Origin of the sequence: Flavobacterium sp. WC2421 (assembly GCF_040822115.1) — a bacterium.
Taxonomy (GTDB): Bacteria; Bacteroidota; Bacteroidia; order Flavobacteriales; family Flavobacteriaceae; genus Flavobacterium.
Genome location: NZ_CP162004.1, coordinates 959,619 through 983,911, shown reverse-complemented (window position 1 = coordinate 983,911; position 24,293 = coordinate 959,619). Strand labels below are relative to the sequence as shown.

25 protein-coding genes are annotated in these 24,293 nt (G+C 33.3%); 10 read left to right on the top strand and 15 right to left on the bottom strand.

Features of this window, described 5'->3' with window-relative positions; genetic code table 11:
* Positions 1–55: 55 nt before the first annotated feature.
* From hemB to hemA, 8 genes are all read right to left on the bottom strand, one after another.
* The gene (hemB, locus tag AB3G33_RS04115) at positions 56–1,051 is read right to left on the bottom strand and encodes a porphobilinogen synthase (protein ID WP_367772834.1); all 996 of its coding nucleotides are present in this window, start codon (positions 1,049–1,051) and stop codon (positions 56–58) included.
* A gap of 80 nt (positions 1,052–1,131) precedes the next feature.
* Positions 1,132–2,034, bottom strand: coding sequence for an oxygen-dependent coproporphyrinogen oxidase (gene hemF, locus AB3G33_RS04110; RefSeq protein ID WP_367772832.1), 903 nt, complete (start codon positions 2,032–2,034; stop codon positions 1,132–1,134).
* Positions 2,034–2,414 (bottom strand): hypothetical protein, encoded by a 381-nt coding sequence (locus tag AB3G33_RS04105; RefSeq protein ID WP_367772830.1) that lies wholly within the window; start codon positions 2,412–2,414, stop codon positions 2,034–2,036. Before AB3G33_RS04105 ends, hemF begins: the two co-directional genes overlap by 1 nt.
* 111 nt (positions 2,415–2,525) lie before the next feature.
* Positions 2,526–3,077, bottom strand: coding sequence for a transposase (locus AB3G33_RS04100; protein ID WP_367772828.1), 552 nt, complete (start codon positions 3,075–3,077; stop codon positions 2,526–2,528).
* Positions 3,078–3,257: 180 nt separating this feature from the next.
* Positions 3,258–4,283 (bottom strand): uroporphyrinogen decarboxylase, encoded by a 1,026-nt coding sequence (gene hemE, locus AB3G33_RS04095; protein ID WP_187018022.1) that lies wholly within the window; start codon positions 4,281–4,283, stop codon positions 3,258–3,260.
* A 62-nt stretch (positions 4,284–4,345) separates the two neighbouring features.
* The gene (locus AB3G33_RS04090) at positions 4,346–5,038 is read right to left on the bottom strand and encodes a uroporphyrinogen-III synthase (protein WP_367772826.1); all 693 of its coding nucleotides are present in this window, start codon (positions 5,036–5,038) and stop codon (positions 4,346–4,348) included.
* Positions 5,038–5,961, bottom strand: coding sequence for a hydroxymethylbilane synthase (hemC, locus tag AB3G33_RS04085; RefSeq protein WP_367772824.1), 924 nt, complete (start codon positions 5,959–5,961; stop codon positions 5,038–5,040). The genes AB3G33_RS04090 and hemC overlap by 1 nt, the downstream gene beginning before the upstream one ends.
* Positions 5,961–7,217: a glutamyl-tRNA reductase gene (gene hemA, locus AB3G33_RS04080; RefSeq protein ID WP_367772822.1), complete on the bottom strand. Its 1,257-nt coding sequence runs from the start codon at positions 7,215–7,217 to the stop codon at positions 5,961–5,963. The genes hemC and hemA overlap by 1 nt, the downstream gene beginning before the upstream one ends.
* Before the next feature lie 228 nt (positions 7,218–7,445).
* Here hemA and AB3G33_RS04075 point away from each other — a divergent pair, with 228 nt between their 5' ends.
* The 7 genes from AB3G33_RS04075 (at position 7,446) to AB3G33_RS04045 (ending at position 14,246) form a co-directional block, all read left to right on the top strand.
* Positions 7,446–8,318: a helix-turn-helix domain-containing protein gene (locus tag AB3G33_RS04075; RefSeq protein ID WP_367756281.1), complete on the top strand. Its 873-nt coding sequence runs from the start codon at positions 7,446–7,448 to the stop codon at positions 8,316–8,318.
* Positions 8,319–8,481: 163 nt separating this feature from the next.
* Entirely contained in the window at positions 8,482–9,513 is a 1,032-nt protein-coding gene (gene hemH / locus AB3G33_RS04070; RefSeq protein ID WP_367772819.1) for a ferrochelatase, read from the top strand.
* Positions 9,514–10,869: an MATE family efflux transporter gene (locus tag AB3G33_RS04065; protein WP_367772817.1), complete on the top strand. Its 1,356-nt coding sequence runs from the start codon at positions 9,514–9,516 to the stop codon at positions 10,867–10,869. It abuts the gene before it with no gap.
* Positions 10,856–11,410 carry a CopD family protein gene (locus AB3G33_RS04060; RefSeq protein WP_367772815.1) on the top strand — a complete coding sequence of 185 codons (555 nt, stop codon included), beginning with the start codon at positions 10,856–10,858 and terminating at the stop codon, positions 11,408–11,410. The genes AB3G33_RS04065 and AB3G33_RS04060 overlap by 14 nt, the downstream gene beginning before the upstream one ends.
* 59 nt (positions 11,411–11,469) lie before the next feature.
* Complete coding sequence (locus AB3G33_RS04055) at positions 11,470–12,885, top strand: PAS domain-containing sensor histidine kinase (protein ID WP_367774083.1); 1,416 nt, start codon at positions 11,470–11,472, stop codon at positions 12,883–12,885.
* 9 nt (positions 12,886–12,894) lie between these two features.
* A complete protein-coding gene (locus tag AB3G33_RS04050; RefSeq protein ID WP_367772813.1) occupies positions 12,895–13,677 on the top strand; it encodes an enoyl-CoA hydratase/isomerase family protein in 783 nt (260 codons plus the stop codon).
* 167 nt (positions 13,678–13,844) lie between these two features.
* Positions 13,845–14,246 carry a hypothetical protein gene (locus AB3G33_RS04045; RefSeq protein WP_367772811.1) on the top strand — a complete coding sequence of 134 codons (402 nt, stop codon included), beginning with the start codon at positions 13,845–13,847 and terminating at the stop codon, positions 14,244–14,246.
* Between the two features lie 74 nt (positions 14,247–14,320).
* Here the strand turns inward: AB3G33_RS04045 and AB3G33_RS04040 are convergent, their stop codons facing one another.
* The 3 genes from AB3G33_RS04040 to AB3G33_RS04030 form a co-directional block, all read right to left on the bottom strand.
* Positions 14,321–14,974 carry an HD domain-containing protein gene (locus AB3G33_RS04040; RefSeq protein ID WP_367772809.1) on the bottom strand — a complete coding sequence of 218 codons (654 nt, stop codon included), beginning with the start codon at positions 14,972–14,974 and terminating at the stop codon, positions 14,321–14,323.
* A 95-nt stretch (positions 14,975–15,069) separates the two neighbouring features.
* On the bottom strand, positions 15,070–16,056 hold the full coding sequence (locus AB3G33_RS04035; protein ID WP_367756267.1) for an acyl-ACP desaturase: 987 nt from the start codon (positions 16,054–16,056) through the stop codon (positions 15,070–15,072).
* Between the two features lie 10 nt (positions 16,057–16,066).
* Positions 16,067–16,801, bottom strand: coding sequence for a lysophospholipid acyltransferase family protein (locus tag AB3G33_RS04030; protein WP_367772807.1), 735 nt, complete (start codon positions 16,799–16,801; stop codon positions 16,067–16,069).
* 124 nt (positions 16,802–16,925) lie between these two features.
* On the opposite strand from AB3G33_RS04030, the gene rnpA reads away from it, so the two are divergent.
* From rnpA to AB3G33_RS04015, 3 genes are all read left to right on the top strand, one after another.
* Positions 16,926–17,339 (top strand): ribonuclease P protein component, encoded by a 414-nt coding sequence (gene rnpA / locus AB3G33_RS04025; protein WP_367756263.1) that lies wholly within the window; start codon positions 16,926–16,928, stop codon positions 17,337–17,339.
* 97 nt (positions 17,340–17,436) lie between these two features.
* The gene (locus AB3G33_RS04020) at positions 17,437–19,074 is read left to right on the top strand and encodes a S41 family peptidase (RefSeq protein ID WP_367772805.1); all 1,638 of its coding nucleotides are present in this window, start codon (positions 17,437–17,439) and stop codon (positions 19,072–19,074) included.
* Entirely contained in the window at positions 19,074–19,880 is an 807-nt protein-coding gene (locus tag AB3G33_RS04015; protein WP_367772803.1) for an OmpA family protein, read from the top strand. The genes AB3G33_RS04020 and AB3G33_RS04015 overlap by 1 nt, the downstream gene beginning before the upstream one ends.
* On the opposite strand, the gene AB3G33_RS04010 is transcribed toward AB3G33_RS04015, so the two are convergent.
* The 4 genes from AB3G33_RS04010 to AB3G33_RS03995 all read right to left on the bottom strand — a co-directional run bounded on the left by AB3G33_RS04010 (position 19,877) and on the right by AB3G33_RS03995 (position 24,235).
* Positions 19,877–20,323, bottom strand: a complete 447-nt coding sequence (locus tag AB3G33_RS04010) for a GNAT family N-acetyltransferase (RefSeq protein ID WP_367756257.1) — start codon at positions 20,321–20,323, stop codon at positions 19,877–19,879. The two genes, AB3G33_RS04015 and AB3G33_RS04010, sit on opposite strands and share 4 nt — an antisense overlap.
* Positions 20,324–20,381: 58 nt before the next feature.
* Complete coding sequence (locus tag AB3G33_RS04005) at positions 20,382–21,356, bottom strand: DUF4837 family protein (RefSeq protein ID WP_367772801.1); 975 nt, start codon at positions 21,354–21,356, stop codon at positions 20,382–20,384.
* 80 nt (positions 21,357–21,436) lie between these two features.
* On the bottom strand, positions 21,437–22,018 hold the full coding sequence (locus tag AB3G33_RS04000; protein WP_367772799.1) for a DUF1080 domain-containing protein: 582 nt from the start codon (positions 22,016–22,018) through the stop codon (positions 21,437–21,439).
* A gap of 153 nt (positions 22,019–22,171) precedes the next feature.
* A complete protein-coding gene (locus AB3G33_RS03995; RefSeq protein WP_367772797.1) occupies positions 22,172–24,235 on the bottom strand; it encodes a LysM peptidoglycan-binding domain-containing protein in 2,064 nt (687 codons plus the stop codon).
* Positions 24,236–24,293 lie beyond the last annotated feature (58 nt).

Genomic DNA, 24,293 nt, shown 5'->3' with positions numbered 1-24,293 from the left:
AATAGAAACAAAAAATCAGGATTAAAAAATAAGTGAAATCAATAAAAGTGTTATTTTACTTGTTTAAAAGTATCGCAGCTTCTTTGGCAAAATAGGTTGATATTAAGCTTGCTCCTGCTCTTTTGATGCACATTAATTGCTCCATCATGATTTGGTCATGATCCAACCAACCTCTTTCGGAAGCGGCTTTAATCATGGCATATTCACCAGAAACATGGTACACTGTTACGGGAACATTTACTGCATTTTTTACTTCACGAACAATATCTAAATAAGCAATTCCTGGCTTTACCATAACCATATCAGCCCCTTCTTCGACATCCCAAAGCGCTTCTTTGATTGCTTCGATGCGATTAGCATAATCCATTTGGTACGTTTTCTTATCTTTTGGAACTACCACATCAGACTCGCGTGGTGCGCTGTCTAAAGCATCACGAAACGGTCCGTAAAACGCCGAAGCATACTTAGCCGAATAGCTCATGATTCCCACATTATGAAAACCAGCTGCATCTAGACCTTGACGTAAACGCAAAACGCGTCCATCCATCATGTCTGATGGCGCCACAAAATCGGCTCCAGCCTCAGCATGAGAAACGGCCATTTTTACCAAGGCTTCATTGGTTGAGTCGTTTTCTACATCGCCGTTTGTAATAATTCCGTCGTGTCCATAAATAGAATAAGGATCTAAGGCTACATCAGGCATTACAATCATCTCTGGACAAGCCATTTTGATAGCACGAATGGCTTCTTGCATCAATCCGTTCGGGTTCCAAGCTTCTTTTCCTGTATTGTCTTTTAAGTTCTCGCTTACCTTAACATAAATGTTAACCGCGCGAATTCCTAAAGCATATATTTCTTGCACTTCTTTTACCGTTAAATCGATCGAACGACGAAAGATTCCTGGCATGGAAGATATTTCAACTTCATAGTTATCTCCCTCAGCTATAAACATGGGAAACATAAAATCGGACGGACTTAATGTTGTCTCGCGAACCAAACTTCTAATAGATTCATTGGTTCTTAATCTTCGGCCTCTTTGTAATGGGAACATATATTTTTAGTTTAAAGTTTCAGGTTTAAAAGTTTAAAGTTAAACCCATTTAAAATTTAAAATTCAGAATTTAAAATAAATTAAAGCCAATCTACTGGATTTTCTAATACGTTTACTAATTTCTCTTCTTCACTTCCCGCTTCCGCATGATGATCATACACCCATTGCACATGCGGTGGTAAACTCATCAAGATACTTTCTATTCTACCGTTGGTTTTTAAGCCAAATAAAGTGCCTTTGTCGTGCACTAAATTGAACTCGACATAACGACCACGACGAATTTCTTGCCACGTTTTTTGTGCTGGAGTATAGGGTAATTCTTTTCTTTTTTCTACAATTGGAACATACGCTTGCAAGAAACTATTCCCTACTTCACTAACAAAATCGAACCAGTTTTCCATTGACATTTCGTCTGTAGCTTTGCAATAATCGAAAAATAATCCGCCTATTCCTCTCGCTTCATTGCGATGTGCATTCCAGAAATACGTGTCGCATTGTTTTTTATATTTTGGGTAGAACTCCGGATTGTGTTTGTCACAAGCGGTTTTACAGGTTTGGTGAAAATGAATTGCATCTTCTTCAAACAAATAATAAGGTGTCAAATCTTGTCCGCCACCAAACCATTGCTGAATCACGTTTCCGTTCTCATCATACATTTCAAAATAACGCCAATTGGCATGAACCGTTGGCACCATTGGACTTTTGGGATGTAGAACCAAACTCAATCCACAGGCAAAAAAATCAGCTTCACCAACGTTGAACATTTTTTGCATGGCTTCAGGCAATTTCCCGTGAACAGCTGAGATATTGACACCTCCTTTTTCAAAAACTTTACCGTTTTCAATTACTCGAGTTCTTCCTCCTCCGCCTTCTGGGCGTTCCCATAAGTCTTCTTTGAATTTGGCTTGACCATCAACTGCTTCTAATTCTGCGACGATGATGTCTTGTAAGTTTTGTATGTATGTGAAGAATTTATTTTTCATTATAAATTTGCTTTTGCAGTAGCTATTTTATTAAATATCTCAAATGAAAAAGTCTTGCTATCCATTTGAATGTGATTATAAACAGCAATGGCTTTTGCAGAAAAATCAAATAGATTATTGATAGAATAGGCGATTAAAAAATCGGCAAATTGTTCTTTTTGAGTCCAATCCATTTCGTACTTATCCAACAATAAAATCAAGTCTTTCTCTTCAATTTGATCCAAAATAACAGTTGTTAAATCGAAATCCGTCAATTGATTATCAATTAAACTCGTGTCTTCAATATTCCAAAATTTGGGTACAAAAACCAAAGAAAGCAAAGTGCTTAACATATTGTCAATCTTTACTTTCTTTTCGTCTCTTACTCCTTTATTTAGCATTTTAACCTTTATTTTTTGTTTTTGCTTTCCTGCAAGGTTTTTTTCGAACCTTGTAGGTACAACTAGTATTGACAATCTTAATCAAAAAGACCCTAAAGGATTGCCACAATATTACTCAAATGTATGTTTTTCAGTCAAAAAATCGTTTTTTTGATAGTGGCTGAATATAAAATTTTCTAAACCACCAAACATTTTTGTAATCTCCTCTTTCTCTACCTTCGTTTCTTTATTGGAAACAAATGCTTCATAAGAAGAAAATTTATACTGTTGAAAGTCTAAATCCAAATGATGCTTCGGATTCAAATGAACGTACAGAATTAAATGTTTGAGATAACTCTCATCATTTAACCTTATCCTTTTGAAATGTTTCTCAAATAAACTCCCAGTTCGATCTTGCTCTTTATTAAACGACTTAGCGTAAGAATTAAAAAAATTAGAAAAACCTTGTGTCACTTCTTTTTCCACATCACTTATCTGAATAACAAAATGAAAATGGTTATCCATTAAACAATACGCCAACAACTTTACCTTTCCTCCCAAATACTTTGAAAACTGATTTAAAAAAAACCTTTTATTTTCATCGTTTTCAAAAATCAAACAACCATTTATTCCTCTATTATAAATATGATAAAAACCGTCTTTTTGTAAAACTTCTAATTTCATATTATGAAGGTTTTTGGGACTCCTGCAAGGTTTTTTTAACCTTGTAAGTGTAGCAGTTTTTTGGAAATCATTTCATAAACAATGTTCCAAGTTTCTCTCAAACATTTTGATTATTACGACTAAAAATAATTTTTCAAAACATACCTACAAGGTCAAAAAAGACCTTGCAGGAATAATATATTATTGATTGTATTCTTTCACCGCATCAATAAATGCCTTAGCGTGATCAACAGGAATATTTGGTAAAATCCCGTGACCTAAATTCACGATGTATTTATCTTTTCCAAATTCGTCAATCATTTCGTGTACCATTTTCTTGATCACCGGAATTGGCGATAACAATCTTGATGGATCAAAATTACCTTGTAAGGTGATGTTTCCACCAGAAAGGTATCTCGCATTTCTAGGCGAGCAAGTCCAATCCACTCCTAATGCAGAAGCACGGCTTTTTCCCATTTCGCCAAGAGCGAACCAACATCCTTTTCCGAAAACAATTACTGGTGCATCATCTGCCAAAGCTTCTACGATTTGGTTGATGTATTTCCAAGAGAATTCTTGATAGTCAACAGGAGATAACATTCCGCCCCAAGAGTCAAAAATTTGAACGGCATTTACGCCCGCTTTTACTTTCTCTTTTAGGTATAAAATAGTGGTGTCTGTAATTTTTTGTAATAAAACATGTGCTGCTTCTGGGTATTGAAAACAGAATCCTTTCGCTTTATCAAAGCTTTTAGACCCTTGCCCTTCTACAGCATAGCACATAATTGTCCAAGGCGAACCTGCGAAACCAATCAAAGGCACCTCATCATTCAACATTTCCTTAGTCAATTTGATCGCATCAAAAACGTACCCTAAAGTTTCGTGAACATCAGGGACAATTACGTTCTCAACATCTTGAATCGTACGAATAGGATTTGGTAAATACGGACCAAAATTAGGTTTCATCTCTACATCAATTCCCATTGCTTGTGGAATCACTAAGATATCCGAGAACAGAATCGCAGCATCTGGAGCGATTCTACGAATAGGTTGCACGGTAATTTCGGCAGCCAATTCAGGTGTTTGACAACGAGTAAAGAAATCATATTTATCACGCAAAGCAATAAATTCAGGTAAATATCTACCCGCTTGACGCATCATCCATACTGGCGGACGCTGAACTGTTTCTCCCTTTAATGCTCTTAAAAATAAGTCGTTTTTTATCATTTTATTGCTATTGGCTAGTAGCTTGTGGCTTTTAGCGGATGGTTTATCTTGTTTTGTTTATTCTAATTACCTTCTTCAGGCATTGGTGCGTAATGCTGAATTACTTCGAAAATTACCTCTTCGATAGTAGGTACTTCAGGAATTACTATGTTTTTGATTTTCTTCTCTTCTAATGCAGCAGCTGTTGTACTGCCTATGCAAAAGCAGAATTCTTTTTTGATTTTATTATTCGATAAATAACTTTCAACCGCAGATGGGCTGAAGAACATAATTCCGTCAAAATTTTCTTGATCTGATATTTTAAAAGGTGCCAATGTGGTTTGGTATACTTCTATTTCATTAAAAGTAATTCCAGCGTTTTTTAAAGCTTCAGGTAAAGTCTCTTTACGCAAGTTTCCGCTGAAAAAAGTATAGCTTTCTTGGTTGTAAATTAAAGTGATGATTTCAGCTAATTCAGATGCGTAGTCCAAATAGACATCCACAGTAAAACCATTTGCTTCTAGTAATTCTTTGGTTTTAATCCCTACACAAAAAACAGGTTTAGACTTTAGCGCTTCCCAACCGTTTTGCTCCATCAAACTTAACACCGCATTTTGACTGCTAAAAATCAAGTTGTTGTTAATAGTATTCAGTTCAAAAAGGTTGTTTTTAATTTCGATAAAATCTTGTTCCAATAGATCAAAATTAGCATCAATAAATACTTGTCTTTGTTCTGCCGACAATGTTTTGGTGGATAAAATGCTTGTTTGGCTCATTATTTCTTCAAATTATTTTTTATTTCTGTCATCAATTTTGTTCCGCCAGTAGTAAGAATTTCTTGAGCCGAATAAAACCCTAATTTTTTCCATTCTTCGATAGGAACAATTTTGTCGATTTCAATCTTTTCTTTTCCGTCAAGCGAAAATAAAACTCCTTGGAAATGAATGGTATCTTCCTCTTCATTATACCTAGCTAAAGCTCCAATTGGTGCTGTACAGCCTCCTTCTAAAGTTTTAAGAAACTGGCGTTCTATATAGGTTACAATTTCGGTTTCAATATCATTTAAATGTGATAAAGCATCGAGTGTAAAAGCATCTTCTTGCATAGCAACTACTAACATCGCGCCTTGTGCAGGAGCAGGAATCATCCAATCTAAATTGATGAAATTCTCTGGTTTCAAGTTGATTCGCTCTAGACCCGCAGCTGCAAAAACAGCTCCGTTCCAGTCGCTTTCATTGAGTTTCTTCATGCGTGAATTTACATTTCCACGTAAGTCAACTACTTTATGTGTGGGGTATTTATTCAACCATTGTGCTTGACGACGCAAACTACCTGTAGCGATAGTTCCTGATTCATTAAGAAAATCAAGATTTCCTTTATGAACTAAAATATCTAAAGTGCTTGCTCTTTCTAGAACCGCAGCTTGTACAATCCCTTTAGGTAGTGCTGTAGGAACATCTTTCATGGAATGCACTGCAATATCAACATCTCCATTTATCATGGCAACATCTAGAGTTTTTGTGAAAATTCCGGTGATTCCTAATTCATAAAGTGGTTTATCAAGAATGATATCACCTGTAGATTTTACAGCAACAATTTTAGTTTTATAGCCTAAATCGTTTAACTTTTTCTCAACTGTGTGTGCTTGCCAAAGTGCTAATTCGCTATCGCGAGTTCCTATTCGTATTACTTTATCCATTATTTTGTAGTAGCTCCTATTTTAAAAACTTTCTCAATCCATTCAATACTTTCATCCACCATGGTGTCATCATCTTTTAAATGATTGGCAAAGTGAGTCGTTATTTTTTGGATGATTCTGGCGCTTATAATTTCGGCCTGTTCCTCGTTGAAATCGGCTATTTTTTTACTTTGAAAATTCAGTTCTGAGTTCTTGATTGCATTCAGTTTTTCTTTCAATGCGTGAATCGTAGGTGCAAATTTTCGCCCTTTTGTCCAAACATTAAATTCTTCTTTGATTTCCTCAATGATTGCTTCGGCTGCAGGAATATGATTCTTTCTATTTTCCAAGGTTTCATCTGTCAATTGCGACAAATAATCCATGTGAATTAGTGTAACTTCTTCCAACTCCTCTACATCAGCATTTACATTTTTAGGAATTGATAAATCTAAAATCAATAGCGGCTTTTTTAAGTTTAAAATTGCCTTATCTACAGTTGGGTTTTGAGCACCCGTAGCAACTACAACAACATCCGCTTTTTGTAATTCTAAGTGTAGTTCCGAATAATCTTTAACAATCAAATTTAGCTTTCCTGCTAGTTTTTCTGCTTTGTCTTTGGTCCTATTGATAAGTGTGATGTGCTCGTTCTTAGTGTGTTTAACCAAGTTTTCACATGTATTTCTACCTATTTTTCCTGTACCAAATAATAAAATGTTCTTGTTACCAATATCTTCAACATTCTTGATGATATATTGAACCGCCGCAAAAGAAACCGAAGTTGCTCCGGAGCTAATTTCGGTATCGTTTTTTATTTTTTTGCTCGCTTGAATCACTGCATTTACTAATCGTTCCATGAAATTATTAGCTAATCCCATCGATTTTGATTGCGTAAAACTGGATCGTATTTGAGATATAATTTCAAAATCACCTAGAATCTGACTGTCTAATCCAGTTCCTACTCTAAAAATGTGACCTATTGCTTCTTGGTTTTTATAGACAAAACCTACTTTTTGAAACTCTTCAACACTTCCATTACTGTTTTCACAAATCAATTTTATCAATTGAAAAGGGTGTTCTGCAAATCCGTAAATCTCGGTTCGGTTACAAGTCGAAGTAACAATTAAACTCTCGATTCCTTCGGTTTTTGCTTGTTCTAGCAAACGTGTTTTTGCTAAAGTATCTAAGCTGAATTTACCCCTCATCTCGGCATCCGCTTTTTTATAGCTTAGACCAACAGAATAAAAATAGTGATGCTTTGAAAGGTTATTATTTTTCATATTAATACTTTTCCAGAAAGTCGAACAAAATTATCACTATAGTCTTTATAAAAGTAACGCTGTAAGTACTATTTGTGTCGCTCTGTGTTTTTTTATTTCTAAAGTGCTAAAAATGGACAAAAAACGCTATTTTTGTACTGAAATCAAGTTGTCTGGCTCAATCTATTTAGAGTCGTTCTAAATAAATAATACTGATAATTATCATTTTACCTCAAAAAAAATGTCGCTATGGGTTCACAAGAAATTATAAAAATAGAGGATGATTTTACATTAATTCGCTTTCAAAATGACGGTGTTGAAACTTTTAATGCACAACGCGAAGTGAGTAGTGGGCTGATTCAGTTTCACTTTGGTCTAAAAGGAAGTGCTAAATTTATTTTCAACCAAGGAAATTATGCATTGGATTTAAAAGAAGAAAAATCGTTACTTTTATATAATCCACAAAAAGAATTGCCCTTAAATTTAGAATTGGCACCAAATTCATGGGTAATATCAGTAATTATCTCCATCAAAAAATTTCATGCGTTGTTTTCTGCAGAAGCGGATTATATTACTTTTTTAAGTGGAGACAATAAAGACAAAAAATACTATAACGAAGGAAACATTAGCCCGTCTATGGCAATTGTTTTGAGTCAGTTGTTTCATTATAATTTACATCCTTCTATAAAAAACCTCTATTACAAAGGAAAAGGATATGAACTTCTAAGTTTGTATTTCAATAGAACTGAAGATCCTAATGCAGAACAATGTCCGTTTTTAATCGACGAAGACAATGTTATGAAAATTAGAAAAGCCAAAGAAATCATTATTGCCAATATGGCTGAACCACCTGGTTTACAAGAATTAGCCGATGAAATAGGTTTGAATTTGAAGAAATTAAAAATGGGTTTCAAACAAATTTATGGCGATACTGTTTATGGGTTTCTATTTGATTATAAAATGGATTTTGCTCGAAAACTTCTTGACAGCGGTTCCTATAATGTAAATGAAGTAGGGTTGAAAATAGGCTATAGTACTGGAAGCCACTTTATAGCAGCTTTCAAGAAAAAATTTGCAACAACTCCCAAAAAATATTTGATGTCAATCAATCCAAACACCTAGTTAAGATTGATTTTCTATATTAAACAATAAATAAAAAATAGTTAATCCCAATTTATAAAAAAGTAAATTTAGTTACTTTTACGAAACAAATTCCTCATTCTTCGAACACGAGGTTTTACCCGAACTGGCGAAGCAATGACAACAATAAAAAATTATATAATTTATGAAAGGTGTATTATTAGTAAATTTAGGTTCTCCCGAAAGTCCCACTCCCAAAGACGTTAAACCCTATTTAGATGAATTTTTAATGGATAAATACGTAATTGACGTTCCGTTTTTATTGAGAGCATTATTAGTTCGCGGAATTATTTTACAAACAAGACCTAAAAAATCGGCTGCTGCTTACGCAAAAATATGGTGGGACGAAGGTTCTCCATTAGTTGTCATTTCTAAAAGAATGTTTGCAAAAGTTAAACAACAAGTCGAAATACCCGTTTCTTTAGCGATGCGTTATGGAAACCCATCCATCTTATCTGGACTTCAAGAATTACGTGATAAAGGCGTGACTGAAGTGTTGCTTTTCCCTTTGTACCCACAACATGCAATGGCATCAACTACAACAATACTAGTACTTGCTGAGGAATTACGTAAAAAACATTTCCCAGAAATGAAATTTACATCGGTACCTGCGTTTTACAATAAACCTGATTACATCCAAAACCTAGCGGATTCTATAAAAGGACATTTGGCTAATTTTGAATACGATCATTTATTGTTCTCTTATCATGGAATTCCAGAGCGTCACATTCGTAAAACAGATGTTACCAAATCCCATTGTACAATTGACGGTTCTTGCTGTAATACTCCTTCTCCAGCTCATGAATTTTGTTACCGTCACCAATGTTATGAAACGACAAAGCAAGTTGTAAAATTATTGGGTATTCCAGAAGGAAAATACAGCCAAACTTTTCAATCGCGATTAGCAGGAGACAAATGGCTTACTCCATACACTGATGTTGAAGTAAACAAAATGCCCGAGAAAGGGATCAAAAAACTAGCAGTTGTAACACCCGCTTTTGTATCCGATTGTTTAGAAACACTGGAAGAAATTGCCATGGAAGCCAACCACCAGTTCAAAGAACATGGAGGAGAAGAGTTCCTTGCAATCCCTTGTTTAAATGATGGAGATGAATGGTGCGGTACGGTAAGTAAATGGATTAACAATTGGGCAATATCAAAAAATTTAAACTATTAAATGGCTGTAACTGCCGATGAATTAGGAACACAAGACATAAAGAAACTCTTGATTAAGCAAGCAGTTCCTGCATCAATAGGTATTCTCTTTATGTCAGTTAATATATTAATTGACACCATATTTGTAGGCCAATGGATCGGTTCATTAGCTATTGCGGCTGTAACCGTCGTCTTACCCATTACTTTCTTAATTTCCTCTTTAGGAATGGCTATTGGCGTAGGTGGCGGTTCCGTACTTTCCAGAGCTTTGGGTGCCAATAATAAAGAAAAAGCATTACTTACTTTTGCGAATCAAATCTTGATGACTTTTCTATTGTCCTCACTTTTTGTAGTAATTGGTATTTTTTTTAGCAGTGAGATGTTATTGTTATTTGGAGCAAAGGGCGCCATTGTAGCACCTGCAACAGCATTTTTCTTCCCCATTATATTTTCTGTGCCTTTTTTAGCACTTTGTATGATGGGAAATAATATTATAAGAGCCGAAGGAAAAGCAAAATTTGCGATGTTTGCCATGATAATTCCTGCATTTGTAAACATTGGTTTGGACATTCTTTTTATAAAAATTATGAATTTAGGAATGCATGGAGCCGCTTTGGCTACAGCCATATCCTACTTTATGTGTTTCTTGTTTGTACTTTGGTTTTTTGTATTTAAAAGTGAATTAAAACTTAAAAAGAAGCATTTTAAATTCAACTTTCCCATTATAAAAGAAATTACAGAACTTAGTTTTGTCACTTTTTCAAGACAAGGCGTAGTCAGTATTTTATCTATTATACTCAACCATACTTTATACACCTATGGTGGTGAACACGCCATTGCTATTTATGGAATAATCAGTAGAATGCTCATGTTTTGTTTATTCCCTATTTTAGGAATTACCCAAGGTTTCCTTCCCATTGCTGGGTATAACTATGGTGCTGGCAATTATAACAGAGTAGAAGAAAGCATAAAAATTTCCATTAAATACGCCGCACTTTTGGCAGCTATTATTTTTATTTTCATCTTGTTTTATGCAACACCAATTGTCGCAGTTTTCACTACAGATCCAAAAGTAATTGCAGAAACTCCCAATGCTTTACGATGGGTTTTTGCCGCTTCACCTATTATTGCGATACAATTAATTGGCGCAGCCTATTTTCAAGCTGTAGGAAAAGCAAAAAAAGCTTTATTGTTGACATTAAGCAAACAAGGATTTTTCTTAATTCCATTAGTACTCATACTACCAAATTTTTTCGGTATTTTTGGAGTATGGGTTGCCTTTCCAATTGCAGACGTATTGTCAACACTACTTACAGGCTATTTTTTAAAAAAAGAAATCAATCTTAAATCGATTAAAAATCAAGATGGAATATTATAATTATCTAAAATCCTTACACCTCATCTTTGTAATCACTTGGTTTGCAGGTTTATTTTACATTGTCCGTTTGTTTGTTTATCAAATTGAAGCGGCTCAAAAACCTTCGCCAGAAAAAGAAATATTACAAAAACAGTATAAAATAATGACGTATCGGTTGTGGTATATTATCACCTGGCCGTCAGCAATTTTAGCGAGTATATTTGCATTTTGGATGTTGCTTTTTACAGACTTAGGAAAATCATGGTTGCAAATGCCTTGGATGCATGTAAAACTTGGCTTTGTATTTGTATTGTATTTATATCATGGAAAATGCCATCAAATATTCAAGCAATTGCAAAACGACGAAGTAAAATATACAACAAATTTTATGCGCCTTTGGAATGAAGGAGCTACAATAATCCTTTTTGCAGTAGTCTTTTTAGTTGTTCTAAAAAATGCGGTCAATTGGATTTATGGTGTTGTTGGAATTTTTTTATTTTCAATTTTAATCATGTTAGGATTTAAATTTTATAAAAAAATTCGAGAAAAAAATCAATCATAATTATGCTAAAGGGGTTCAAATTATCTATGCTTTCACTGCGAATTCGAATTTTTCTTTCGATGATCGTATTGATAATTGTAGCCTCTGTTTTACTTGCTTCTATTTCAATAATCCAATTTAAAAACGAAGCCAAAGAATACCATCAAGAGCGATTAGAACGCAAAGAAAATGCAGTACGTGAGCATATTAATTATGTCCTTTCCACTACTACATATCCTTTGACTACAGAGAATTTAGATTTAATATTCAAAGATAAAATCCATGAACTGGCCCACATTCATAATATTGAAATAAACATCTACAGTTTAGACGGAAAGCTATTAAAATCATCCAAAGAATCCTTTTCGGTGGATAGCGTTTCTCCTCCTATTCCTAAATACATTCTAAAACTAGTTCGGTCTTCAATTGAAAAGCGATATGTAGACATAAAGACCGTAAATGGAGTTAAAAACCGGTCTTCTTTTACACAAATTAAGGACGATAAATTCAAGCCGTTAGGGATTTTAAACCTCCCTTATCTGGAAGATGACGGATTTTATGACAAGGAATTAAATAGTTTCCTCATTCGTTTAGGCCAAGTATATTCCTTCATGTTAATTGTTGCCTTTGCATTAGCTTACTTTCTTTCCTCTTACATTACAAAATCGTTAAAGACTATTTCTGACCGATTATACGAAACGAGTTTGAATCAAAAAAACAAGAAAATTGTATTAGAAGCTAGCAGCAAAGAAATAAATTTATTGATTACGGCTTACAATCGAATGGTGGACGAACTAGAAATTAGTGCTGTAAAACTGGCACAAAGTGAAAGAGAGGAAGCTTGGCGCGAAATGGCCAAACAAGTGGCTCATGAAATCAAAAATCCGTTGACTCCTATGAGATTAACGGTACAAAGTTTTCAACGAAAATTTGACCCAACCGCTGCCGATGTTAAACAAAAAATGAATGATTATTCAGAAACATTAATCCAGCAAATTGATACTATGAACGCTGTTGCTTCTGCTTTTTCTAATTTTGCCTCTATGCCTGCGCAGCAAAACGAGACGTTGAATGTTGTTGAAGTTGTCGAATTGACCTTAGATATTTTCAATGAAGAGGAGATTGTTTTTAAAAGTGAATCTCCAGAGATCATATCTAAAATTGACCGAACACAACTCATCCGCATTATAACCAACTTGGTTAAAAATGCCATTCAGTCTATTCCAGAACAACAAGATGACAAAACAGTGCATGTAACGGTTAAAAGAGATAATGATAAAGTATTAATTATGGTTAAGGATAATGGAATAGGAATTAAACCTGAGGATATTAGCCGTATATTTGAACCTAAGTTTACTACTAAAAATAGTGGAATGGGATTAGGTCTTGGTATTATCAAAAATATTATTGAAAATTATAAAGGAACAATTACCTTTGAAACAGAATATGGACAAGGAACTACTTTTACGGTTTCTTTACCAATAATTAACTCTTAATTTACTACAATGAGCTACGAAAACCTACTTATTACTTCCGAAAATAATATTGCTACCATAACGATTAACCGCCCTACAAAGTTGAATGCGCTGAACAGATTGACTATTCAAGAATTGCATCAAGCATTTCAAGAATTTGAAAAAAGTCACGATATAAGAGTAATTATCTTGACTGGTAGCGGAGAAAAAGCGTTTGTCGCTGGAGCAGATATTGCTGAATTTGCTGATTTTTCTGTGGAAGAGGGAGTTCAGTTAGCAGCTCAAGGACAAGACACTTTATTTAATTTTGTTGAAAACCTTAAAATCCCAGTAATAGCAGCCATTAACGGCTTTGCTTTAGGTGGCGGTTTAGAACTCGCTATGGCTTGTCATATTAGAGTAGCATCAGAAAATGCAAAAATGGGCTTGCCAGAAGTATCTCTAGGAGTTATCCCAGGTTATGGAGGTACACAACGTTTGCCACAATTGATTGGTAAAGGCCGTGCCATGGAAATGATTATGACGGCAGGAATGGTTAACGCTGATGAAGCATACAGAACAGGCTTAGTGAATCACATCGTTTCTCAAGCGGACCTTTTGGATTTCTGTAATGGAATAGCTCAAAAAATCATGAAAAATTCTCCGGTAGCAATTAGCATGGCAATCAATGCAATCAATGCAAATTATAAAGAAGGAGAAAATGGTTTTCAAACAGAAATAAAATCCTTTGGAAAATGTTTTGGAACCGAAGACTTTAAAGAAGGGACTACTGCTTTTTTAGAAAAAAGAAAAGCCGTTTTTACTGGAGAGTAAATCTTTACATTTAAAAATAAACCGCAGATTCACAGAATATAAAGCTATGAATCTGCGGTTTTCTATTTATAAAAACAAAGTTTTCATAGAATACATTCCTCTTTTCACTTACAAAACCTAATTTTGCACTCTCCCTTTTTGAGAAAATCAAACCTAAAAATAAACTCATGTCATACGAACCAATATTTGCCCTTTTTTGGGAAAGCGTAAAAAAAAGCATTCAAGAAGGTACTTATGCCAAATTAACTTTGGCAAAAACCATAGGTGATACCGAATTGAAAAATATTTATATACGACCCGTTTTATTAGATGAAGGTGGATACACACTTTCGCTTATGGCTCGTTATAAAACAGAAGAAGTGGAAAGTTTTCACACTTTGGAAGATGCCTATGCAATTTTGTTTCCCTATATGAACAATCCATTTTTGACTGCTTTATTATTCACAACCGAAAATGACATCACTTTTAAACTGAATAAAAAAAGGGTTGGAAGTATTATTGAACAAGCGCCTACCTTTAAAAATGCGTCGGATGTAATAATCGAAATGAAAGAAAAAGGGATTATTTAAGATATTCGATTTTTAATTAACGATTTTTGATTTCAATCAGCAATCAAAAATCGTTAATCTTCATTCATGAATCATTATTTTTCCCCATCCCATTCCGCATAAAACTGGGACAAAAACCCTTCCATATAACGGTGTCTTTCTGTTGCAATGGCTTTTCCTGAAGGAGTATTCATTTTATCTTTTAAGAGTAATAATTTTTCATAAAAATGATTGATAGTTGGAGCCTCATTATTTTTGTACTCTTCTTTATTCATTTTTGTGTTTGGAGCAATATTAGGGTCATACAGCGCTCTATTTTTGAATCCGCCATAATTGAACGTTCTCGCGATTCCAATAGCTCCAATAGCGTCTAAACGATCTGCATCTTGAACAATATCCAATTCTATAGACGAGAAATTCTTTTCAAAATTCCCACCTTTAAAAGAGATGTTTTCAATGATTTTTACAACATGATCAATAATAGATTCATCTACATTTTCATATTCTAGAAATGTTCGTGCCGTTTTGGGGCCTATTGTTTCATCACCGCCATGAAATTTGCTATCGGCAATATCATGAAGTAACGCTCCTAATTTCACTACAGTTAAGTCACAAGCTTCCTCATTAGCAATCAATATACTGTTCTTATACACCCTTTCGATATGAAACCAGTCATGTCCACCCTCAGCATTATTGAGTTTTTCTTTTACAAAAGCGATTGTTTTACTAATAATATCTGTGTTGTTCATTTTTTATAATTTTAAAAAAAATGTTGATTTTCAAAGTTTTAACACTTTAAAAATCAACATTTATATATTTGAATCTATCTATTCAGTCATAAAGACTATAATCTTGCAGGTTCAACCCATTTAAAAATATGAGTTTCTTGAGGAATTACAATTCTTTCCGAAATTCTAGCCATTCTTGCTGGTAGTTTCATCAAGTAATCCCGCGCTTTCTCGGCTTCATCCGTTAAACCTGAGATTTTATCAATTTCCCATTTGTCAATTAATTTTTGCATGATTTCGACATAATCATTAGCTGTGTAAACACCAATACGTTGTGCTGAATCAGAGAATAATTCAAAAGCAGAACTAATTTTTGCTCCTGATTCTCTCAAGAAATGCGCTGGCATCACAATTTTAGCTTTCATCATGTATTGAAAAGCAAGCATCATTTCGCTAGGATCAATTTTGAAAATCTGATTTACAAATTCACTATACGCATGGTGATGACGCATTTCGTCACCAGCAATCATTTTACACATTTTAGCTAATTTTTTATCTCCATAGCTTTTCGCTAATTGAGAAACTCTATTGTGAGAAACATAAGTAGCTAATTCTTGAAAACTAGTGTAAACAAAGTTCTTATAAGGATCTCTACCAGTACCAATATCAAAACCGTCGTTGATAAGATGCTGTGTTGTCATTTCAATTTCGCGCATATTTACACGACCAGATAAATACAAATATTTATTTAGTAAATCTCCATGACGGTTTTCTTCACCTGTCCACTGACGAACCCATTGGGCCCAACCGTTTCTCTCTAGATTATCTACACCTTCAACTTCCATTAACCAGTTTTCATAGGTTGGCAAAGCCTCTTCGGTAATCATATCTCCTACCATTGCTACCCAGAAATCGTAAGGTAAGTCCTTAGATATTTCACGTAACTCTTTTACTTCTTCTAAGAAATTATCGCTTTCAGAATTAGGTAAAAAATCAGAGGGTTGCCATATTTCTTCAACAGGTATTAAATACTGATCAACATAGCTTGCCACGTTTTTTTCTAAAAACTGCATTACTTCTAATCGAATGTTTTTTATTGACATTTTATATAAATTAAAATTTTATTCCTTTTACTATGGCGCTTTCAGCCTTTTCTATGATCTCTTCAAATTTAAATTCACTAACCTTTAAAGGCTTATGAATTACAAAGGTAAGGCGATTTCCTAAACCAAGTGGAAAAAAACCATATTTCACCACTTTCCATGAATTATTTATACTTATTGGAACTACATAAGCCGATGGAGCATACTTGCACAATATCTTTAGTCCGCTTTGTGCAAACGGTTTTGGATGACCCGTTTTACTTCGTGTTCCTTCAGGGAAAATTACAGCTGAACGATTGTTTTTTTCAATATACTCGGATAATCCTTTAATTGCTGGTATGGCTTGTTTTGGATCTTTTCTATCAATAAGCGCTGAACCTCCGTGTCTTAAATTATACGAAACACTTGGAATTCCTTTACCCAATTCCTTTTTGCTGACAAACTTACAATGAAAACGACGCATAAACCAAATCATCGCTATGATATCATACATGCTTTGATGATTGGATACAAATATTAATGGAACTCCTTCAGGAATGCTATCCAGATTTTCAAACTTGTAGGTTGTCCCTAAAAGATTTGTGCATTTGAGTAAAAAAAAATTTAGATAATCAACGCTCACTTTATGGGCTTGATATCCAAATAAATTAAAACAAACCCATTGAATAGGATGAAATACAACCAACGTAAGACCAAAACACAAATAATATATGACGGATATGGGATACGAAATCAGTTTTTGCATGCTAAATAAATTAGACACAAAAGTAATAAATATATTTTTAGTGGTATTTAATTCCTAAACAATAATAGGTTTCGGGTTTAATTGTACCTTTGCTTTTTAGAAATCTTTGCCTTTTTTTATAGAAATGAACTTCACTTATTCCAAAAACGAAAAACTTAAAAGTAAAATTACGATTGGATTATTGTTTTCTGAAGGGAAATCGGTTTCCAAATACCCTTTACGATTGGTTTACTATGCCGATGACACCGTTGATGCTCAAAAAATAAAAATGGGCGTTTCTGTTTCGAAAAAGCACTTTAAAAAAGCGGTTGACCGAAATTATTTCAAACGAGTGCTCCGGGAAACCTACCGCCTTAACAAGCATCTCCTTATTGATAGTTTAGATAAACCCTATGCTTTTATGTTTTTTTACCAAAGCAAAGACCGCCTATCATTCGAAGAAATCAATACCAAAACAATTCAATTGTTTGAGAAGTTTATAGCTCAAACTGCAAAAAAAGAAACCCATGAAAATGGCAATGATTCTATTACGGGATAATTTTTCTTTTTTCAAATAAAATGAACATACAGTTTACTACATAAATGAATTTATTATTGCTTAATTTAGTAATCTTTAAAGTTAGAATCTAAATGCTATGGCCCCTTTTTTCAAAAAAAAATACATCATCCCTATTGTCGCTTCGGCCTTTATATTTGTAGGTGCGAGTTTCAAAAACGATTTTTTTGAAATTGCGAAGCAAATAGAAATATTCACTACTCTTTTCAAGGAATTGAACACTAATTATGTGGACGAAACAAATCCGGGAGAGTTAATGGATAGCGCTATCAAAGGCATGCTAGCCAGTCTTGACCCTTACACTGTTTATTTCAATGAGCAAGATGTATTACGATTTAAAATAAACAACACTGGCGAATATACCGGAATAGGCGCTTTAATTACTCGAAAACAAGATAAATTAATAATTAAAGAAATCTATAAAAATTTCCCTGCCGATAAAGCGGGTTTCAAACCTGGAGATGAAATTATACAAATAGGTGATGTGCTTTTATCTGAATTCAAAGAGGATGCTTCACAATTATTAAAAGGGGCAAAAAACACCAAAATTGACATCAAATACATCCGTCAAGGTAAGGTGAATACGGCACAGATTATTTTGGACGAAGTTGAAATCAAATCAGTTCCCTTCTTCACCAAAATAGATGAAAAAACGGGCTATATTGTTTTAGCTCATTTTAACAAAAAAGCATCTAATGAAACCAAAGAAGCATTAGAATCACTAAAGAGACAAGGTGCCGAAAGAATCATTTTAGATTTACGAGGAAATCCAGGCGGGCTTTTAAATGAAGCCGTGAACATTTGTAATTTATTTGTACCAAAAAATGAAGTCATTGTCACTACAAAATCAAAAATTGAAAACCACAACAACACTTATAAAACCGCTTTTGACCCTGTAGACACTCAAATTCCATTAGTTATTATTGTAAACGGAAGAAGTGCATCAGCATCTGAAATTGTTTCGGGAGCCTTACAAGATTTAGACCGCGCCGTTATTGTGGGGAGTAGAAGTTTTGGGAAAGGACTCGTGCAAAAACCAATTGATTTGACCTACAATACCCAGCTAAAAGTAACTATTTCTCGTTATTATACTCCGTCAGGCCGTTGCATTCAAGCATTAGACTATGCACATAAAGACAAAAATGGAGTAGCAACAAGAACTTCTGAAAAAAATTACAATGCTTTTAAAACACGTAAAGGAAGAACGGTTTATGATGGTGGAGGCGTTTCTCCTGATATCGAACTTAAAGAATCAAACACTAGTGTTATCACTGATGCTTTACTAAAAAATGATGGTATCTTTAATTATGTAACTCGTTATTATTATAAGAATCCAAATCTAGGAGATAAAATCCCCACTATAACTGATGCCGATTATCAAGATTTCAAACTGTTTTTAAAAGCAGAAAAATTCTCTTTTGATACGGAAACAGAATTGGCTTTAAAGAATACTTTGGCTGTAGCCAAAAAAGAAAAAATTGACGATACTATTAGTACTGAATATCAACAATTACTAAATGCTCTTCAAAAGAGTGAAGAAACACAATTAGACAAAAATAAAGAAGAAATTAAAAAAATTATTGTTGAAGAAATCATTAAAAGATATCAATATCAAGAAGGATTTTATCAATATTATATAAAAAACAATTCGGAAATTCAAAAATCAATCGACATTTTAAACAATACCACAAACTATAAAAACATCCTGAAAATTTAATGCTCAACTATTTAAAGTTAATTACATTACTGTCTTTTGGTTGTCTTTTTGCGCAAGAAAAAAAAGTCGAAACAATCTATTTTGATTTTGATAAATATAGTATTGACAATCAACAAGAACAAGCCATTCTTGATTTTGTCATAAAAGCGGATACCACAGTTATAGAATCCATACAAATTTATGGCTACTGTGACGATAGAGGCAATAATGACTATAACTATAAATTATCCGAAGACAGAGTTAACACTGTAAAAGCAGTACTCACTTCTCATGGATTTAATAAAAATAAAATTTTAATTATTGAAGGAAAAGGGCGCGTAATAATAACAGAAGATGTCTTCGCAAACTTAGCAGAAATTCGCTCCAAAAATAGACGTGTAGATTTATTAATAGTTAAAAAAAATAGTTTTGGAAAAGGAATTTATAATTCTATTCAAGAGAAGCATAGTGTAGGTGATCGTATTTATTTTGAAAATATCCTATTTCAACTTGGAAGTAGTAAATTAAGTTCAAACTCAAAAAAGGAGTTGGATAAGATTGCCGAACAACTTCAGAAAAACAAAAATATTGAATTTGAAATTAGAGGTCATGTGTGCTGTACTCCCAGCTACTATTATGATGCAATTGATCGGGCAACCAACGAAAGAAAATTGTCTTTAAATAGGGCCAAAATTGTATTCTGGTATTTAATTTCAAAAAATGTCAATAGCCTTCGAATGACTTATAAAGGTTGTGGAAACAAATTCCCCTTGGGAAAAGGGGAAGCGGTTGATCGTAGAGTGGAGTTTTTAATTACTAAGATTTAATCCTTTGTCATCTCAATATGTGGAATATCATCCTCTAAATACATTTCACTCGTTTGAACAAATCCATGACTTTCATAAAATTTTTTTAAATACAATTGAGCACCAATCGTAATTTTACTTTGGTTAAAGTGTTGTTTAATTCCAGCAATTGCTTCTCGCATTAAATCATGCCCCCATTTTCTGTCGCGATAATTTGCATCTACAACTACTCTACCTATTGAAGCATTATCAAAACTAATTCCTGCTTTAAAAAGGCGAGCGTGTGCCACAATTTTACCATCATATTCCGCAAAAAGATGCAATGCAATCTTATCCTTGCCGTCAAGGTCCAAATAAACACAGTTTTGCTCCACTACAAAGATCTCACTTCTTAATTTTAGTAAATCATATAGCTCATGAACTGAAAGTGCGTCAAAAGGCTTTATTTTCCATTCTATTGTCATTGGTAATTGTTATCTTGAGTGTGAATATAAAATTTAAAATCGCGAATTTAACAAATTGTTATTTAATAATTTTAACTGATTTAATAATAGACTCCAACTCGTGCATTAGATCTCTTTTTTCTTTTGAAGGGGAGTAACTAAATCCTTCCAAAACTAAAACTCTGTTGTGTTCTTCATCTATAATCGCATAATTAATAAAGGGACCCGACATAAAATCATTCTTCAATTCCCATGTTCCCTTTGTTTCATAAGCTACTTTGCCGTCTAGTTTTATCTTGAAAAAATATGGTGCATACGCTTCCTCAGTAATTAAATCCGTATTGGGTTCTTTTCCATGAATGTACAATCCTCCAATAGAATCGCGCATACTTATGATACTTGTAACTAGGTTATTTCCTTTCTTAAGTGCATTTATAGGAACTTGATAAAGTAACAAACTTGTATTTCCACTTATAATTTCTTTTTTCAACCATATAAAGTTTTCCTGTTGTATTACGTATTGATAACTGGTAGGAACCTCTAAATTTATATGGAATTTATCAGTAATTATTTTAGGGTCTAGTAGTGATTTTTTATTTATCCTTTGACATTCTTCAATTTCAGTTTTACGAATTAGTTTGATTATTTCCGGGCTGTGCTTTTGAATAATTGCAATAATATCTCCTCCCGTTTTACCAGAAATATGGAATACATTTTGAGGTGAAGCATATTGGTCTTTATTTATTTCAAAGTTATTTTTTTCGCCTTTTTTTATAACGATAATATTGCGACTGTCCGTCATAAATCCCTCCATTAGTTTAACTGGATATTGATTTATAGTAAAAAGAGGTTCTTCTTGTGGCAGTCCAATAACTGGTGAAGCAAACTTATTTCTGACACTGTCACCTACTTCACCATTCCATAATTGATCATCAATAATTACTGAAATAGTATTTATTGCTCCTGTTGTTTTACGTGGAATTGCATCGTCTTTCTTTTTGCAAGAAACAATTAGAATGAGAATTAAGGAAAATAAGATAAGACTTTTATTCATTGTTTTTGTAAAGATATTAATCACTAAATAAAGAAAAAATACACCAACTTCTTATTTAAAAAAGGAAAAGTATTTTGGCATTATAATTTACGAATGTAATTCAACTTAATATTTTTAAAATCAATTGGTGAACCTTCATAATTTAAAGAAATTTTACCTTCATTAGATGATGCCTCAATACATTCATTTACTAACTTTCCATTCAAATATTGAGTGCATTTCCCATTGTACGATAAAATTAGTATTTTATTCCATTGTCCATAAGGGTTCTCGTTACTATCAAATTTAGGAGAAACTACACTTGCACCAGCATCAATAAATATACCATTTACTTTTGCTTTTATATTATCTAAAAAAACAAAATCGCCAGTACTATTCTCTTTTATTTGAAATTGTATTCCTTGTGGCCAAATATGATCGGGTGCATCTGAAGGAATATTGTACATCACACCACTATTTTTTTTGCCTGTGTCTCTTTTATATTTTTCATCCATATTCCATCGGAACTCTAAACTTAGTTCAAAATTTTCATAGGATGCATTTGTCATTAAATAACCGATGTTGTCACCATACATTCGTATCATACCTTCTGTGAACTCATATACCTGTGAAGGAGCAATTCTTTCTGTATCGTTTTTTGTAAATCCATACCAGTCATTCATGGCTAAGCTTTTTTGCTTAACTTCACAGGAATTGAAAAACATAAGAAATATAAATGCAACAGTTATTGCTTTGAACATTGTGTGTATTAATAAAAGGTGTCTGTTCAATTAATCTGAAAAATTGAAATTTTATAGTTTGAAAACAAACTATTTTTATCCATTAATTTTCAATTTCATTCCTGGTTTAATCCCTTCAGTGCGAATATCATTCCATTTTTTAAGATCTGAGACGGATACTCCTGGATATTTTTTTGAAATGCTATACAAAGAGTCCCCTTTTTGAACATAATAATCAATTGCTTTGTTTACTGAAGCTTTCGAATAATTATCTTTTTTCTTAAACGAACTTGCTGTTGCATTATCGGTAGTAATGGCTACTTCATTTTTGGCCACAATCAAAGAACTTCCAACAGCTATATTTTGATTCGATAAATTATTCCATTCTTTTAAATCAGCTATTGCTGTTCCAAATTTTCTTGAAATAATACTAAGATTATCCCCTTTTAGAACCGTATAATTAATGTCTTTTAACGCTGCTGGTTCTGGTGTAATTGCGACTACCTCTTCTTTGGTTTCTTCTACTATAGTAGCCGAGACTTGTAGTGATTTTCCAGGTTGAATTGTGGATGCTGAAAGATGATTCCATTCTTTAATATCTGCAATCGAAACATTATTTTTTTCAGCAATCACATTTAAATTATCCCCTTTTTGAACAACATAAAAAGAAGTATTATTAGGTGATAAACTATCCGATTTTACTTCTTTTTTAATTTTTAATTTCATGGAAGCAATTCTTTGGTTTTCTAAAATAGTTTCTCTTGAAATTGGTGCTACTTCAGGTTCTTTCTTCATTACTTTTACAATGCTTTCTGTTGAGATAATTTTTAAACTTTTACCATAGGAAATGGTATTGCTTCTTAGTTTATTCCATTTTTTTAAATCAGTTACAGCGACATCATATTTATCAGCAATATTACCTAAATTATCTCCACGTTTTACCTTATAATATTTGGTTATTGTATGTGTAATTGTTTGAGTTCTTCCATCTGTATTTTCTTCTTTAGAAACAATTGCTCTTGAGTTTTGAAAAGGTTTTTCTCTACCATCTAATTCGTGTTGAACATAGGCATATATTCTATCTTCATTTGAAGTAAATAGTGCAATCTTTTCTTTGGGTAATCTTAAATAATGGTTTTCATCTCCATAAAAAGGAATTACATTTAACTTATAAGACGGGTTTAACAATTGAAGTTGAGTGACAGGCACATCCAATAAATCAGAAACTTGTTTAAAGGACATTTGTTTTTTCATTAAAATGGTATCCGTTTCAAAACGCTGCACTAGCGCTTTATCAGGTCTGATTCCATGTTCATTGTGGTATTCATAAAGATACATAGTTGCTAAAAAAGCAGGAACATACCCTTGTGTTTCTTTAGGAAGGTTTTTTCGAATGTTCCAATAGTTTTGTTTTCCTCCTGATCTTCGTATTGCTTTAGAAACATTCCCTGGACCAGAATTATAAGAAGCTAATACCAGCTCCCAATCGCCAAAAATGCCATACATATTAGACATGTATTGTGCTGCTGCAGCAGTCGCTTTTAGAGGATCACTGCGCTCATCGATATAAGAATCAATTTTTAGATTGTACTGTTTTCCTGTTTGATACATAAACTGCCATAAACCCGTTGCTCCTACTCTTGAAACGGCTCTTGGGTTTAATGCCGATTCAACCACTGCTAAATATTTGATTTCCAACGGGACATTTTTTTTCGCAAAAGCCTCTTCAAACATGGGGAAATAATAATCCGAAATAGCCATCAACTTTTCAAATGATTTTTTTCTGTACTTTAGAAAAGACCGAATTACATTTTCAAGACTCTCATTGTATTCAATTCTAAAAGGAGATTTTGCATTCATGGCCTCCAATCGCGATTTCAACAATTCAGTTGGCAATTCATAATCTACTTTTTCATCAATATTTATGTTTTCAATATCATTTGTAATGTCATTATACAAATCAAGATTTGTCAATTCTTTCATCCATAAACTATCTACACAAGACGCCATTTCATCATTGACAAAGGTTTTTTTGATAGAATCGAGATAAGATAAATTGTTTTCTATAACAACAATTCCTTTGCTTTCAGCAACTTCTTGCGAAAACAAAGGAATCGATAGCAATAGTAAAAATGCTATTGTGGTATTTTTTATATTCATGCTTTTTTATGTCAACATCCTTAATTATAAATGGTTACTACGCCATTTTTTTACAAAC